The organism is Capnocytophaga genosp. AHN8471 (genome assembly GCF_016806945.1).
GTDB lineage: Bacteria > Bacteroidota > Bacteroidia > Flavobacteriales > Flavobacteriaceae > Capnocytophaga > Capnocytophaga periodontitidis.
In genome coordinates this window covers 61,601-78,742 of the sequence record NZ_JAESPJ010000029.1, presented here as the reverse complement: position 1 = coordinate 78,742, position 17,142 = coordinate 61,601, and the positions used below count along the sequence as shown (strand labels likewise).

General features: G+C 35.0%; 14 protein-coding genes. All 14 read left to right on the top strand.

What is annotated here, in order from left to right; all coding sequences use genetic code 11:
- Positions 1-165: 165 nt before the first annotated feature.
- The 14 genes from JMN12_RS12445 to JMN12_RS12380 all read left to right on the top strand — a co-directional run bounded on the left by JMN12_RS12445 (position 166) and on the right by JMN12_RS12380 (position 17,109).
- Entirely contained in the window at positions 166-1,176 is a 1,011-nt protein-coding gene (locus tag JMN12_RS12445) for an aldose epimerase family protein (protein WP_203139535.1), read from the top strand.
- Positions 1,177-1,187: 11 nt separating this feature from the next.
- Entirely contained in the window at positions 1,188-2,039 is an 852-nt protein-coding gene (locus tag JMN12_RS12440) for a hypothetical protein (RefSeq protein ID WP_088594298.1), read from the top strand.
- A 415-nt stretch (positions 2,040-2,454) separates the two neighbouring features.
- Positions 2,455-3,654, top strand: a complete 1,200-nt coding sequence (locus JMN12_RS12435) for an SPFH domain-containing protein (RefSeq protein ID WP_088595302.1) — start codon at positions 2,455-2,457, stop codon at positions 3,652-3,654.
- A gap of 29 nt (positions 3,655-3,683) precedes the next feature.
- A complete protein-coding gene (locus JMN12_RS12430; RefSeq protein WP_088594299.1) occupies positions 3,684-4,394 on the top strand; it encodes a hypothetical protein in 711 nt (236 codons plus the stop codon).
- Between the two features lie 12 nt (positions 4,395-4,406).
- Positions 4,407-6,254: a hypothetical protein gene (locus tag JMN12_RS12425; RefSeq protein WP_088594300.1), complete on the top strand. Its 1,848-nt coding sequence runs from the start codon at positions 4,407-4,409 to the stop codon at positions 6,252-6,254.
- A gap of 12 nt (positions 6,255-6,266) precedes the next feature.
- Positions 6,267-7,187: a hypothetical protein gene (locus JMN12_RS12420; RefSeq protein ID WP_088594301.1), complete on the top strand. Its 921-nt coding sequence runs from the start codon at positions 6,267-6,269 to the stop codon at positions 7,185-7,187.
- Between the two features lie 2 nt (positions 7,188-7,189).
- The gene (locus JMN12_RS12415; protein WP_088594302.1) at positions 7,190-8,212 is read left to right on the top strand and encodes a hypothetical protein; all 1,023 of its coding nucleotides are present in this window, start codon (positions 7,190-7,192) and stop codon (positions 8,210-8,212) included.
- Positions 8,213-8,230: 18 nt separating this feature from the next.
- Complete coding sequence (locus JMN12_RS12410) at positions 8,231-9,196, top strand: hypothetical protein (RefSeq protein ID WP_088594303.1); 966 nt, start codon at positions 8,231-8,233, stop codon at positions 9,194-9,196.
- Between the two features lie 127 nt (positions 9,197-9,323).
- Complete coding sequence (gldF, locus tag JMN12_RS12405) at positions 9,324-10,043, top strand: gliding motility-associated ABC transporter permease subunit GldF (protein ID WP_088594304.1); 720 nt, start codon at positions 9,324-9,326, stop codon at positions 10,041-10,043.
- Positions 10,040-11,728: a gliding motility-associated ABC transporter substrate-binding protein GldG gene (gene gldG / locus JMN12_RS12400; protein WP_088594305.1), complete on the top strand. Its 1,689-nt coding sequence runs from the start codon at positions 10,040-10,042 to the stop codon at positions 11,726-11,728. The genes gldF and gldG overlap by 4 nt, the downstream gene beginning before the upstream one ends.
- Positions 11,728-12,942 carry a PD-(D/E)XK nuclease family protein gene (locus JMN12_RS12395; protein WP_203081385.1) on the top strand — a complete coding sequence of 405 codons (1,215 nt, stop codon included), beginning with the start codon at positions 11,728-11,730 and terminating at the stop codon, positions 12,940-12,942. Before gldG ends, JMN12_RS12395 begins: the two co-directional genes overlap by 1 nt.
- Positions 12,943-14,136: a tRNA 2-thiouridine(34) synthase MnmA gene (gene mnmA / locus JMN12_RS12390; protein ID WP_203081384.1), complete on the top strand. Its 1,194-nt coding sequence runs from the start codon at positions 12,943-12,945 to the stop codon at positions 14,134-14,136. It abuts the gene before it with no gap.
- Positions 14,137-14,202: 66 nt separating this feature from the next.
- The gene (locus tag JMN12_RS12385) at positions 14,203-15,495 is read left to right on the top strand and encodes a glycosyltransferase family 4 protein (RefSeq protein ID WP_088594308.1); all 1,293 of its coding nucleotides are present in this window, start codon (positions 14,203-14,205) and stop codon (positions 15,493-15,495) included.
- A 72-nt stretch (positions 15,496-15,567) separates the two neighbouring features.
- A complete protein-coding gene (locus JMN12_RS12380) occupies positions 15,568-17,109 on the top strand; it encodes a YifB family Mg chelatase-like AAA ATPase (protein WP_088594309.1) in 1,542 nt (513 codons plus the stop codon).
- The last annotated feature ends 33 nt before the right edge of the window (positions 17,110-17,142 follow it).

Below are 17,142 nucleotides of genomic sequence, written 5' to 3'. Positions count from 1 at the left end.
ATTAAGTATCTATTAGACAATCAGAATTTAAGAGTTAGAGACAGCTCTAACTTCTTTTTATGAGTATATATGTTATCAAAAAAACTCATAGCTTCTCTAAATTTTAATTTTTTTGACTATAATTCTTAATTATTTCATACATTTGTGGCCAAAATAAGCTTAATAATGAAAAAAGTATATCATAAAGAACAATTACAAACCATTAACTTGCGCAATGCTAACGGAATGGAGGTAAGTATAATGAACTTTGGTGGAATCATTAACTCCATAAAAGTACCAGTAAATGGGAAAATAGTAGAATGTGTATTAGGATTTGATACCTTTGAAGAATATGTAAGTGATACTTATCGAGCTGAATACCCTTATTTAGGAGCAATCATCGGTCGTAATGCAGGACGTATTAAGTATGGAAAGGTAATTATCGAAGGAAAAGAAATACAACTACATTGCAATTTGGGTGAAAACCAAATACACGGAGGCTTTATAGGCTTTGATAGTGTATTTTGGGAAGTGATTGATCAAGTAAAAGGTGAAAATTCTTCTGTAACTTTACGATATGTTAGTAAAGAAGGTGAAGAAGGCTACCCTGGTGAGGTAACTGTATTAGTTACTTATATGCTTACTACTGATAATCGTTTACGAATAGATTACCACGGAATTACTACTGCCCCTACTATACTCAACTTAACTCAACACACTTATTTCAACCTCAATGAGAATGATAATAATGTTCTCAACAACACACTACAAATAAAAGCTGAAAAATACGTTCCTTTAGAGGAAGGTTTTTTCACGCCTACTGGCGAGCGCCCTTCTGTAGTAGGTACACCTTTAGATTACCGCAACGGACAGAATGTATATCCTCACACCGATAATTCCTTTATACGTGAAATATCTGCTGACGAGGTAATGGCAACTCTCATTAATGGAGAGGGAACTTTAAAAATGCAAGTACGTACCAATCATCCTGTGTTACACATCTATGCAGGTTATTATTTGCCAGAGTTACATCCTGCACACCGCAAAACTTTAGGGCAAAACAAAGGTATCTGCTTTGAGGCTCAAGGCTATGCCGATGCTACTAAACATCCTCAGTTCAACAATGTAGTGCTACTACCCAATGAGGTATATGAGTTTTTCACAGAGTTTAAATTCCAAGTAATAGATAAAAAATAGCAAGTGAAAAAATGAAATATTTAGCAACTAAAAATCCGTATTTTAATGTCTCTGGGCTTACATCCTCAGAGGCTAATTATGTATGTGAGCGTATTAAAGAACGACTAAAACCCATTCAAGATCTTGTTAGCTCTATTGAAACTCATACCTCCAGCATTGATGGAGAACCTTTAGATACTTTCACAAAGGTAGATGATATAGGTGGTAAACTCAATGAAATCGGCTCATTATATGCCATTTCAGCTTATTTACGATCGGCTATCAAAGAAAAAGATAATCGTTTAGAAATAGTCAACAAAAAACTAAACGAAATACTTGTCAAAGCTGAAGAGGAGGTTAAACCTATTGATTATGAACCGCTCAATCTGCTTAAAAACGTGACTATCGACGATTATCTCAAAACTCTTTCCTTAGAAGATATGGTTTGTTATAAAGAGGCAGAAGCTAAAGCTGCTCATATAGGAAAATACATTCATAATTTTGATGAGGTACGTAACCAACTCAATAAAAAAGAACTTATTACCTTTAAAGAAGTAGGCGAGCAAGTCTTCAAGGTTAAAAACACTCCTTTGTACGAACTCTCTGAACTACAACAGTTACAAGAACAGCTTCTGGCTGAACATCGTGAGTACGAAAGTGAAGTAAACTTCTATAAAACACAATTCCGTACTTACCAGAACAATTGTAAATTGCAATATGAACAAGAGTTACAATGCTTGCTACAAGAACGTCAAGCAAAAGTAAATGCTTTGGTTGTAGAAAAGACTGCAGAGCTTACTAAACTCAAAGAAACTATTGCTAATTACAGAATAGTAGTACCAAATGTTTACAAAGAAACTATTGAAAGGCTGCTAAAAAAATAAGGTTAGGAACAAAACAAAATAGTTAACTTATAACAGATTTGCTTTGTACTTATTTAGAAAACTACAAATCGGATTTCATTTGATAGCAAACACACCTCATAGGATATTCTCGCTCTATACCTAAAATAGTTTTAAAAGGGAATGGTGTTGCTCCCAAAAAAGAGAGTTTATCGCCCTCTCATCAAAAACTTCACTTTAGACTTTGCCTTTGTGGGTATAGAGGTCTTAAACTTTATTTTTGTCATCGGCTGTGTTCCGTTTTGTAGTTCTCACTTATATAATTCATCAATTCGTTAATGTAAAAAAAATAGACAATTATATTTTTTATTAAAGAAATATTAAATATTTGTGATTTTTATTACCTTTGCAAAGTAATAATAATGTAGTAGTGTATAACAAAAAAACATTAAAGATTATGGCTATAATTGATGTCGTGAGCTGGTCTCCTCAAAGTAGTGGAGTAGTTTATGCTTGGAAATTCCCCGAAACTAATTTAGCTACTTATACCCAACTAATTGTACAAGAATCTCAAGAAGCTGTATTGTTTTCTAAAGGGCAAATCATAGGAAAATTTGGACCTGGAAAGTACACCCTCAACACTGAAAATATACCCATTTTGCGTAATTTATTCGGAATTCCTTTCGGAGGAAAAAATCCCTTTACTGCAGAAGTATGGTTCGTAAACAAAGTTCAATCGTTTAGTATTGATTGGAATGTGAGTGGAATGCCCATACACGACCCTGATTATAACACCCAATTACCCCTTGTAGCCGTTGGTAGATATGGTTTGAAAGTAAACGACTCCGAAATATTCCTCCTTAAAGTTGTAGGCACAAAATCTGAATTTACACAAGATGACCTTACAAATCAATTTTTTGGAGAATTCTCTACTAAAACAAAATCACAAATAGCCCAATATGTTATCAAACATCGGGTAGGGTATAAATATATTTCAGCTTTTTTAGATGAATTATCAGGCTATCTCAAAAATGTACTCAATCCTTTTTGGACGAACTTAGGTTTAGAACTCCTTCAATTCAATATCACTAATATCGATATTGATAAATCTACTGAAGAAGGTAGAAAGGTAGCTGAGGCGATTGCTACCCAAGCCTCAATGTCAATTACAGGACACACTTGGCAACAAGAGCAAATGTTCAATACTGCCAACAATGCAATTGAAGGATTCAGAAATGGCAATGGAAGCTTATTAGGAGGATTAATGGCAATGAGTATGATGGGAGGTATGAATAATTCTGGAATGGCAGGAGGAATGATGCAACCTCAGTATAACCAACCTACTTTTGGAGGTAATCAACAAGTAGGACAACAAGGAGAACAAGCTCCTATAAAAATGGTTTTCTGTTCTAATTGTGCGAAAAAATATCCAAGTAATAGTAGTTTTTGCCCTCATTGTGGCAATCCTTACAATCCTTGTCCTAATTGTGGTGCCGACAACGATACTAATGCCAAACGTTGTGTGAGTTGTGGCACCCAATTACAACAAACAAACAATACTACTCCTGAGCAAACTATAGCCGATGTTTGTAATCGTTGTGGAACTGTATTCCCTCCTTCAGCAAAGTTTTGTCCAAAATGTGGGAATAAACGATAATATTCATCAAACAAATAATAGGTAACAAAATGAATACACGTCGAAAATTATCATTAATAGCCTTAGTTTTAGGTGAAATATTGTTGATAACAGCCTTTCTGTTATTGGGTACAAATTTAGCTACGAATATACTTATTCTAAATATTGTAGTAACCTCATTAGTCTATGCCTTGTTTTTTGTTGACGTACTCTTCCCTTGTATACGTTTAGGAAAACAACAGTCTATTGAAGTAGGTTCATTGGGAGTAAGATGGTTTTTCACTTGGATTTATGCCTTTGCTGCAATAGGAGTAATGTTATGTGCTAATATATTCTTCAGTTGGTTCTTTGTCCTGCAATTCGTTATACAAGCAACCCTTATTTTCTTACTAATTTTAGGTATGATTGCTGTATTATCAGCAGCCGATAGAGTAGGGGAGGTGCCTATCTCTGAAAACAGTATTAGGTCTGGTGTTTCTGAAATGAAACAAGTGATAAACAATTTAAAAATACAAATCAGTACACTCCCCGATTTACCAGAAAATCTTGTACACCAAATTAATTCTTTAAATGAAAACTTGCGATACATTTCACCTGCAAATACAATAGAAGCTCGTGAAATAGAAAATCTTTTTTGCCAAGAAGCTAACAATATGTTAATTGTTATCTGTAATTATAAGTACAATACAACAACCATTGAAAATCATCTAAAAAAAATGGAAATGTTATATCAAAACAGAAAATCAGTCTATTCAATTTAAAAAACCAAAAATATGTTAGGAAAAATCTTTTCAGAATCCGATAGTATCTATCACGATCAAGCTAAAGTACTATTAGATTATTATAGCGCAGCAGCTGAAAAAATAGTAGCCGAAGAGGAACGTATCGAAAAACAAATTGCAATTTTGGAAGAAGAAAAAACAATGTTGCAAAAACAAATGGATGGACTTTGGGTGTGGTTTCTCACCTTAATATTTTTCTTTGTGTATTATATTAAAAAAAATACCCTTGAAAAAGAAATTGCCGACAAAGAAATACGTATTGTTGAGTTCAAGAAACAACATAGCGAAATCTTTAGAGATTACAAAGTAACCAAACTTGGTTTAGCTTATGTGCCTATTGCTGAACAAATAAAATACACTGATAAAAGTTTTATAGTAGATTATACAGGACAAGTAGACGAATCTGAAGTTGTACTTCAAATCCCTCGTCAAAACGATTTACTAGTTGAAACCATTGAAAAACTTGAAAAACTATCAGAACAAGCCCCTATAGTAGAAACTTCTTATGATACTGAAACTATTGAAACCGACCAATACTCTACTTCATTCCAAAAAATCAATCAACACGATTATTTTGGAAGTTTAGAACGTTCATTGCGTACCATTTCCTATTGTATGGATGATTTGAACACTACTTCAGTATCTTTGCCTTTAGTAGCCGATAAGAGCGAATATTTAGCTTACCTAAATGAATATGCCACCGATAATGTTCCACAGGGTGCTGTTATAATTCCTGTTTTCAACAAAGAACGATATGCCGATAGTATCAACAAATTTCAGGAAATCAATCAACTAAGAGATTCTTTATCTAATAAAACTGAGCAATTCGAAAATATATTAAAGAGTTTGATGCTTACTATAGCTACTTCTGTACAAGCTATTTCAGCACTGAAAGTAGCTTCAGCCAACAAATTGATTACTACTTCTAACAAAGTGTTATATCAACTCTTGAAATCTCCTTATAATCATTATTCACCTATTTTAGAACACGAAGAAATAGAACGTATTCGCAATGAGAAGTTTGATTATAGCGAATCTGTACAAGAGTACATTCCTTTCCATCTAAAACAGAGTTCTCGTGTGTATTACAACCTAACTTCAGGAATGTGGACTGCAGAAGATGGTAGCACTACCAATCTTCCTTTTGGAGTACATCAAATCTATGAAGAAATTGTAGCTCCTATGGTACAAAACTTAATGCAAGAAAACCGATTGGAACGCCTCAAGATCTACAATCACATTCACGACCAAAAAACACATTATCTAAATGAGTGGCATAAAGATACCGAAGCTTTCTATCGCTCAAACCGATTGGAAAGTGCCGATATCATCAACTTAATGCAAGAAAATTTGCGAAAATACGTAGCTGAATACAACACTTTGATTTCTTACCAACGCACTGAAGATAGTATGATACAAACAGAAGATAACTTAAACAGTACAGTAGTGAATGTAACTGACAATTCAGCTGAAACTCTTGCTGCTTTTGAGATGCAATCTCAAGAATTTAAAACAATACAAGATAACTTCGAGGAATATATGGAACGCCTAAAAGAGGATATAGAACTCAAAGCTATGAAGTTTGGACATATAGAGTATTACGATGCTAAATTGCGCGACGGGTACTCTAATGAAATAGCGGTAGCTACTAATGAAGTGCGTGACTTAGACAATCGCCGAAGACCTCTTGCTCTTGTAAATCCACTTTTTGCTAAAACATCTGAATTACCACCTGTGCCTAATGTAGAGGAAGTTACTTTTGAACACATTTCATTAAACTTACCTGCTATAGCTAAAAATGCACTCAACAATTTGAATAATTTCAGTAATAACAAATAAAACTATAGAATTATGGCTCGAATTGATTGTGTAGTAGACACCCAACCAATGGCAGAAGAAATAAAATCTGTCTCCCATCAGATAAATGACACTACCACAGCCGTGGTAGCTATGAAAGCTGCTATAGTTTTAGCTGAACAACAAGCAGCTGATATGGTATGCAGAAATGTAAACAAAGGATTTTATACCCTTATGCGTTCCCAAATATCTCAAAAAATAGCTAAACTGCAAAGCGAAGTCGATTCACAACTGATGCAACTCAACACACAGCGCAAACAACTCTTAGCAATTAAAAATCGTATGGAACGCAATTACAATATGCTTTCTGACAGATATTTAAAACTATTCAACGGAATAAACCAAAATCTCAAACAACGCATTTTAGAACTTGACCGTCCTGTGTTTAATTTTGCAGTTCAAGAAGTAGAAAAAGTATCAAATAGAACTAAATACTTAGCAGCCACAGTACCTATTTCTCAGTTAGAATCGCTTATTACAAGTCAGCAGATTGTAATATCTAATGTAAAATATCGTGCAGAAAAAGTGATTGAGTCAATGACTAACTTTTTAGCTAATACTTCTGAGCAAAAAAAATTATCAGAACGTGTATTACTAAAAAATGAAAAAGTTCAAAATACAACATTACTTATACCTATCTTAGTATGTGAATCCAATTTCGACAGCTTTGATAATAAAAAACTCGAAGTAATTGTCTGTAAAGAACAACTTAACGCCTCTGTACAATCAGCAATGAAAAATATACTAAATCAACACTTAGAACAACTAGTATGGAATGATGCCTGCGAGCCTCACCAAGAAGTAAAAAGTGAATTTAGTAAGATGCTTGCAACTAGCAATACCTCACAACGAGTGAAAGATATGGCTAACAAACTTTTTACAGCAACTCATTTCCAAACCATTAAAAACGAATAGCTATGAGTTATACTAAAACCATTAGAAAAACCGTGAGGATTCCCTATTCAGGGAGTGTGTCGTATGGCCCTTCACAAAATGGAGGTAGTGTAAGTTACAGTGGCACTGTAACTGAGGAAATAGAGGTAAATGTAGAAGTAGATACAGATCCTTTTGAAAAAAGTATCAATGATTGTAACCAATCGGTAGGTGGACTTACAGAAGCTGTTGTAGCTACCGAAGTTGCTCAAATAGCTTCAATAAATACCAATGCTAAAAAAGTAAGTGGTGCCATCATTAAAGGTTTTTTCAGTACAATCCGTTCAGAAATTACTCAGCAAATAGCAGAACTACAATCACAAGTTGATGCAACGCTCATACATTTGCGCGGACTTGCCCAACGCTGTGTAGAGAAACAAAAGCAGATGGAAAGAGATTACAATAGCATTGCTAAACGCTATTTAAAAACTTTTGAAGACCTGAATAATGAACTCTCTAATCGTATATATGAACTGAATAAACCTGCCTTTACTTTCTGCAAACAAAGCAATCAACAAAACAATCGTACTTGTGAGAACGATTTAGTGAGTACTGTAACTATTTTTGCTAAAGAGGAAGCTGAATTAGTAGCGCAAGTCAGTGCTTCAGTAGCCAAAAAAAGAGCACTTGATACTATTGAAAAGGTTAATACTTTTTTGCAAAAACAAAAACAGTTAGAAGAGCTTATCAACCTAAATATGCTAAAAGAAAGCAAAAATGCTACAACATACACTCCTATTTGTTTTATAGAAACGGAAAACGAACAAAAACAAATAGATAAAAAGCTGTATCAACAAGAGTTTATTCCTCAGATGCCAACAAATGAGCTTATAGATAACTTTTTGAAGCAGAATTGGTATAAATTACCTGAAGAAAACACCGTACAGATTGAAAGGTATTTCAACATTGAAGTAGATAATCGTTATTCCAATATCGATGAGCATAGTTCACGAGTGAAAGCTCATATTTTAAAAATGCTACAACTCAATGAAATAGAATGTATATAACCATAAAATCACCTTATAATGAAAGAATTAAAAGAAATTCGTTTTAACGAAAACAATATACAACTAAAGGACAATTTAGTAAAAGGAAGCATATTACCTGAAAAAGTAGCAGAGCTCACTCGTACCATTACAGTACAAGGAGATACAGTGATAGAAGGCCCTGTATACGCTCATAAACTCGAAATACAAAATGGAGACTTAGAAATTCAAGGTGCCGTCTTTACTCAATTAGAACTCTATGTGAATAGTGAAGCTCAAGGAAATGTAGCTTTCCAAAAAAGTGTAGGGTCTGCTAACTCTATTGTTTCAAGAGCTCATAAATTAAAACTTACATTTCATTCCGACATCAATGCTAAAAGCGTAACTCTTTACAATGCTTTTATAGCAGGTAGCATCTATGCCGATGAAATTGTGTTAGATAATTGTGTCGTGTGTGGAGGAGTATTCGCTACTCAACAAATAGACTTGAAAAACAGTGTGGTTGGCACATTCAACACTCCTTCTATACGTATAGAAGGATCTGTGTATCTATTACTTCCAAGTGCTTTTTCTATAGAAAAAATGCTTGCTACTGCCGATGCGCAACTATACAACCTCAGTTTAGCCGATTTAGGTGCTCTCTACAAAGGATTACCGCAAACACCTAATTCAGGAAAAATAACAATGGATATTGAAACCGACGAGGTAAAAAGCACTCTTGTAAATAACGAAATACAGAAAACTCTTCGCAGTTATACTGTTGTAGGCAAAGTATTAGCTGTAGATTTGATAGATACCGATAAGTTTGAAAACCATTTCTTACTTACTGCAGCAAGTTTAGGAGCTCAGCTTCTCAAAACTTATGATTTAGGAGTAGATAAAAATGGTAATACGGCAACTCTTACTCTTAATAAAATCCGTGACTTCTTTTTTGATATTCTCAATGGCAAAATAAGCGTTCAAGATATTAATGGTAAGTTTGATATTTCACAGTTAAATAAGTAGTCTTACTCTTTTTTGTTGTGGTGTTATTTTATTTTTGTATTTTTGCCCTCTGAAAAATCGCTAAGGATAAAGGTAAGTTGCATTCACAACTCTTTACCTTTTTATCTCTTACCTCTTAACTATAAAAATGTACGCACTATTCAAAAAAGAAATCCGTTATTTCTTCACTTCGCCCATTGGTCTTACTATCATTGGGCTCTTTATCGTACTCAACGGCTTGTTCCTATGGGTCTTTAAAACAGATTACAACATTTTCAATGCTGGTTTTGCCGATTTGTTGCCTTTTTTTAGGCTTTCATCTTGGGTTTTCGTCTTTTTAGTACCCGCCATTACGATGAGAAGTATCTCCGAAGAGAAAAAAAGCGGTATGTTAGCCCTCTTGTTCACCAAACCGGTCAGCACTCTGCAAATGGTGCTCGGCAAGTACTTAGGCATCCTCTTCTTGCTCTTTGTAATCCTTTTACCATCAGCCCTGTATGTCTATATGGTATGGGTGTTGGGCAACCCCGTAGGCAACTTAGATATAGCAGGCACTGTGGGGTCTTACATTGCCTTGTTTTTGCTGGTAGCCACCTTTGCCTCAGTAGGCTTATGGGCGTCGTCTATAAGTAGTAACCAAATCATTTCCTTTGTGTTAGCAGCCTTTCTGTGCTTCTTTTTCTTCTTTGGTATCGACCAGCTTATTGCCTTTGTAGCCCCCGAAGATTTTGGTGGGGTAGGCTTCCAAACGCATTTCGACGCTATCAGTAGGGGAGTGCTCGATACCCGAAATATCGTGTATTTTCTCTCTGTTATCTCATTTTTCATATATCTCACTACCTTATCACTCAAAGCCTACAAACGATGAAAAAACTCTTTCAAAACTCTATTAGCAAGGTAGTTATAGCCTTAGTATGCCTCCTTGCAGTCAATTATATCGCCAAACAATGGCACACGCGGATAGACCTCACCCAAGACAAACGTTATACGCTCTCTGAGGTGAGCAAGAAAACACTTGCTAAAATACAGAATCCTATCGAGATTGATGTATTGCTCAAAGGCAATATCCCTACCGAATTTAAGAAATTACAGACTGAAACAATTCAGTTATTAGACGAGTATGCAGCTACCAATAACAACATTATCGTCAATTTTGTAAACCCATTAGAAGGGGAGGAGCACCCCGAAAGTGTGATTCAAGAACTGATAAATAATGGTTATCAGCCCTTGCAAATCACTCAAAATGAAGCAGGAAAATCTTCTATTGAGTATATTTTCCCTTGGGCAGTCATTAGCGATGGCAAGAAGAGTGAACGCGTGCGTCTCTTTGTAAACAAACTTGGCTCTACCGACCAAGAGCAGGTACAGAACTCTGTGCAGAAGTTAGAATACAATTTTACCGATGCGCTCTATAAGTTTGCCTTAAATAAAAAGAAGAAAATCGCAATACTTAGAAGTAATGGTGCCCTAAAAGATATCTATATGGCCGACTTCCTCAAAACAGCGCGCGAATACTACTTTATAGCACCTTTTACCCTCGATTCAGTGGCTACCAACCCCGAGAAGACTCTACACGACCTCGAAAAATTCGATTTACTGCTCGTGCCTAAGCCTACTGAGCCTTTCACCGATGCCCAAAAGCAGGTGGTAGACCAATATATAATGAATGGCGGTCGTGCTCTATGGCTGATTGACAATGTAGCGGTTTCCTTAGAAGATATGTACAAAACAGGCGGAATGACTATGGCAATGCCCGTCAATCTAAACCTTACCGATATGTTTTTCCAATATGGTTTCCGTATCAATTATACTTTGGTAAACGATTTGTACTTCTCCGAAATTATAGTAGCTACTGGTGATGGTTCTCAAACCCGTTATATGCCTATCCCTTGGGTATATAATCCGCTGGTGCTTTCAGGTAATAATCACCTTATCAACAATCATTTAGATGCAGTGAGGTTTCAATTTGCCAATAGCATCGATACGTTGAAAAACGGAGTGAAGAAAACGGTGCTTCTCGCCAGTTCACCTTTCTCAAAAGCAGATGGCACCCCACGCGAAATCAACTTGCGCTTCGACCCCAATAACCAGAATAAAGAAGCCTACAAACACGGAAATATTCCCTTAGCAGTGCTTTTGGAAGGTGAGTTTAACTCAGTTTATAAAGACCGTATTCGTCCCATAAACCTCAAAGAAAAAGCTGATAGAAGCAAACCTACTAAAATGCTTGTAGTGGCTGATGGCGATATTATCAAAAACGATATAGATAGCAAAAATAATATTCCCTTAGAACTCGGTTTTGATAAATGGACAAGCAAATATTATGACAATAAATCCTTCTTGCAGAATGCTTTAAACTATCTTTTAGACGATACTGAGTTTTTGAGTTTGCGCAATAAGAAAGTTCAATTAGCTTTCTTAGACAAACAAAAAGTAGCTGAAAGTGTCAGCAGTTGGCAAATAAAAGTATTTGTGTATCCATTATTACTTTTGATATTGGTAATGCTTTCAGTATTATATTTTTATAGGGAGAAGAACATAAGAAAAGTATAATGCAAAACTACATTGATATTTTAGCACTGAATCAGGATTTCCAAGAATTTATTTTTGATAAGAAACTGTCAAGAATAACAGAAAATTGTTCTTTACTGACTGATTTCTCAAAGATTTACGAAGAAGAGTTATCGAAAATACCTTTTAGAACTAATCTTTTGGATAGTTTTAATGTAAACGAAAATGCACATAGTCGTTTGCTGATTTCATTGTTAAAATATAAACCTGCATTGTGTCACTTTTTGAATTTTCTCACAAAGAAAAAATTAAATTTTGATATATCATTAATTGATAAACCTATTCTTACAGTAGAAAAATGGCGTATTGATGGACTTGTTCAAGAAGAAGGAAAATATGCTTTCATAATAGAAAACAAGATTCATAATGCTGTTGAACAAAAAGAGCAAATTGGTCGTTATATTGATGTATGCAAACAATTAGGGTATAAATTAAAACAGATTTACATTCTATACCTAACGCGTTATGCTGAAAATAAACCTACAATACAAACGTGGGGAAATTATAAAGAAAGTGATTTTGCAGGACGCTATATAAAAATAGCCTATAAAGAAGATATAATTATTTGGCTTGAGGAATATTTACAAGTAATATCTGAAAGAGAAACTATTGTAAAAAGTGCAGTAATACAATATATAGATTATTTGAAGCACGTTTTTAATAGCAGAGAAATATTTAAAGAGATGGACAACAAGTTACAAGATTTCTTAGTTGAAAAGTTACAACTAACTGATGACAATAATGTTAAAAATATAGATATTATTACCACAAAAATTAGTGAAATTGATGAGCTTCAAAAACATTTGAAAGCATTAGTTGAAATAACAAGAGAGAAATGTTTTAAAGATTGGGAAATACAATTAAAAAATAAATTTGTAAACTATGATATCAAAGCTAAAATTAAAGAAGGTTGGTGTGATGTCTATTTAGAACTTAAATATAAGGGAGCCCCTTTTATTGTAGCAATAGAATATGAGTTTTCAGAAGGTATTTATTATGGTATTGCAAAGCATTTTTCTGCTTCAGTCTTAAATGAAGAGATAAAGTACTTTTTCAGCAATTTTCTAAAAGATAGAGAATTTCAATCTAATGATTGGTGGTATGGCTGGAAAGATACTACTTTTCAAGAAGCTTATACAGATTTTTCTTTTTTTCTCAAAGAAGTATTAGATAAATTAGAAACACTAAATAATTAAATGAAAAGAGTAGTAGTAGGACTTAGTGGGGGAGTAGATAGTAGCGTAGCAGCCTATTTGTTAAAAGAACAAGGCTATGAAGTGATAGGCCTTTTTATGAAGAATTGGCACGATGATTCGGTTACTATTTCAGATGAATGTCCTTGGTTAGAAGATAGTAACGATGCGCTTTTAGTAGCGGAAAAGCTCAGCATTCCATTCCAGACAGTGGATATGAGTGAACCCTACAAAGCCCGTATTGTCGATTATATGTTCAATGAATACGAACACGGCAGAACGCCCAATCCCGATGTGTTATGTAATCGCGAAATCAAGTTTGATGTCTTTATGAAGCTTGCTCTTAGTTTAGGTGCCGATTACGTAGCAACGGGACACTATTGTCGCAAAGAAGAAATAGAGATAAACGGTAAAAAAATCTACCGATTGCTATCGGGAAAAGATGAAAATAAAGATCAATCATATTTCCTATGTCAGCTTTCACAAGAGCAACTTAGTAAAGCACTTTTTCCTATCGGGGAATTGCAGAAATCAGAAGTAAGAGCCATTGCCAAAGCTCAAGATTTGATAACCGCTGATAAAAAAGATTCTCAGGGACTTTGCTTTGTAGGGAAAGTGCGTTTACCCGAATTCCTACAACAAAAACTACAACCCAAACAAGGCGATATTATTGAAATCTCCAATGATTGGAAAGGATATACTGACTTTGATATGCTACGCCTTTTTGAAACTTATGAAGATGAATTAAAATATTTATCACAACGTTTTGTTTATCGCCCCGAAGACGGTAAAAAAGTAGGTATCCATCAAGGGGCTCATTATTTTACTAAAGGGCAACGCAAAGGTTTAAATGTGGGAGGAACCAAAGAACCTTTGTTCATCATAGAAACTGATATTGAGAAGAATATCATCTATACAGGACAAGGACACACTCATCGCGGATTGTTCCGCAGTGCTTTGTTTATCGCAACCCCTGATGAACATTGGATTCGTGAAGATTTAGCATTAAAAGTATATGAATCGAAAGAGTTTATGGTACGTATACGCTATCGTCAGCCATTACAGAAAGCAGTTTTATACAAAGTGAAAAATGGTTTATATATTCATTTTTCAGAACCTCAAAGTGCTATTACTGAGGGACAATTTGCGGCTTGGTACAGCGGAGATGAATTGGTGGGTAGCGGTGTGATTTCATAGCAAAAAAACACCTTTACCAAATAAACTATAATGTATATTATGTAAAATAGAGGATAAGAAAAGGATATGAGAAAGGTACTTATCATCACTTATTATTGGGCGCCTGCTGGCGGACCTGGTGTACAACGTTGGTTAAAATTTGTAAAATATTTACGAGATTTTAATATAGAACCTATTGTATATATTCCTAAAAACCCAACTTATCCTATCATCGATAATGAAATAGGAAACGATTTGCCTACCGATATACAAATTATCAAACATCCTATATGGGAACCTTATGCTTGGGCTTCGTTATTCTCTAAAAAGAAAACCCAAAAAATTAGTTCGGGTATCATTCCACGTAAAAAAGTTTCTATTTTAGATAAAGTATTACTTTGGATACGTGGTAATTTCTTTATTCCCGATGCTCGTAAATTCTGGGTAAAACCTTCTATAAAGTATCTGAATAAGTTTATAAAAGAAAACCAGATAGAAACTATCATCACCACTTCGCCTCCTCACAGCGTACACCTTATAGGTTATGAATTAAAGAAAAAAATTCCTCACCTCAAATGGATTAGCGATTTCCGCGACCCGTGGACAACTATTGGTTATTACAAAGATTTACGCCTTACTAAATGGGCAGATAAACGTCAGCATTATTGGGAAAAAGAAGTGTTACAACAATCAGACTTGGTGATTACAACAAGTTTCAAGACGCAAAAAGACTTTCATCAGCTTACCAATACTCCTATTGAGGTGATTACCAATGGTTACGATGAGGAAAAAACAATCACCCCTCCCCTATCCAATAAATTCCTTATTTCGCACATAGGTTCCTTATTATCAGATAGAAACCCCAAAATGCTGTGGAAAATATTAGCCGAATTAGTACGCAAAGAACCTCATTTTGCCGAAGATTTCACACTTTGTTTTGCAGGCAAAGTAAGTGAAGAAATCGAAGAAGATATTCGCCATAACGGACTTACACCTTATTATATTAATAAAGGTTATATTAGTCATCAAGAAGCTATTGGTTTGCAAAAGCAATCGCAAGTATTGTTGCTCATCGAAATAGATTCCGAAGAAACACAAGGTATTATTCCGGGTAAGCTGTTTGAATATATGATTTCGGGGCGACCTATTCTCGCCATAGGACCTCATAACTGGGATGTTATACCTATTCTCACTGAAACACAAACAGGTACTTTTGTGGGATATACTGATGCCTCTCAGATGAAAGCCAAAATAGTAGAGTTCTATCATCAATTCCTACATAAAACACTTAAAACCAACCCAAAAAAAGTAGAACAATACAGTCGTAAAGCCCTTACTCAGCGGTTGGCTAAGTGCATTGAAAATAATCTTTCAAGTTAAATTCTCTGCTAAAAACTTGTCTTTTCAAAAAAATATACTACTTTTGTCAAAAAAATAAATCAACCGAAGAATATGTTAGTAAAAGTATACGGAAGTGCAGTGTTTGGAGTAGAAGCTACTACCATTACTATAGAAGTAAATATTGTTAAAGGAATTGGCTATCACCTTGTTGGACTACCCGATATTGCTATTAAAGAAAGTAACTTTCGCATTGCTGCTGCCTTACAGAATACAGGGTATAAAATCCCAGGAAAGAAAATCACTATCAATATGGCTCCTGCTGATATGCGTAAAGAAGGTTCAGCCTATGATCTTAGTCTTGCAATAGGCATATTGGCTGCGAACGAACAAATACAAAGTGACGAAATAGAAAAATATATCATTATGGGAGAACTTTCTTTAGACGGAGGGCTACAACCTATTAAAGGAGCACTCCCTATTGCTATTCAAGCACGTAAAGAAGGTTTTAAAGGTTTTATTTTGCCTGCTCAAAACGCCAAAGAAGCGGCAATTGTAGATAATTTAGAGGTTTATGGTGTTGAAAATATCAAAGAAGTAATTGATTTCTTCAATGGCGAAAGAGAACTTGTTCGTACAGTAGTGGATACTCGTAAAGAATTTTATAAAAATTTAGAATTCCCTGAGTTTGATTTTGCCGATGTAAAAGGACAAGAAACTGTAAAACGTTGTATGGAAATAGCCGCTGCAGGAGGTCATAACATCATTCTCATAGGTCCTCCTGGTTCTGGTAAAACAATGTTAGCCAAAAGATTACCTAGTATCCTCCCTCCTATGACACTTCACGAAGCTCTCGAAACTACTAAAATACATAGTGTTGTAGGTCGTATCAAAGATACAGGTTTGATGAGTCATCGCCCTTTCCGTAGTCCACATCACACAATTTCTGATGTAGCCCTTGTTGGAGGCGGTACATATCCTCAACCTGGTGAAATATCCTTAGCGCATAATGGTGTACTTTTCCTTGATGAATTGCCTGAATTTAAACGTGCTGTATTAGAAGTGATGCGTCAGCCTTTAGAGGATAGAGAGGTTACCATTTCGCGTGCTAAATTCTCTATCACCTACCCTTCTTCATTTATGTTAGTAGCGAGTATGAACCCCAGTCCCAGTGGCTATTTCAATGATCCTGAAGCTCCTGTAAACTCTACTCCTGCCGAAATGCAACGTTATATGAGTAAGATTTCAGGTCCCCTATTAGATAGAATAGATATTCATATAGAAGTCAATCCTGTCCCTTTTGAAAAACTTTCTGATGATCGCAAAGGGGAAAGTAGCAGCGAAATACGCAAGCGAGTAATTGCCGCACGTAACATTCAAACAGAGCGTTTTAAAGAATATGAACACATTCATTACAACGCTCAAATGAATACTAAACAAATACAAAAATTCTGTAAAGTAAGTGAGGAATCTTTAAAACTTTTAAAAAATGCAATGATGAAACTCAACCTCTCCGCACGCGCTTATGATCGTATTTTGAAGGTAGCTCGTACTATTGCCGACTTAGAAGGTACTGACAATGTACAACCTCATCACATAGGTGAAGCCATTCAGTATCGAAGTTTAGATCGTGAAGGATGGTTTGGTAACAACTAACAATGGAATAATTAACGTTAATACACTATAACA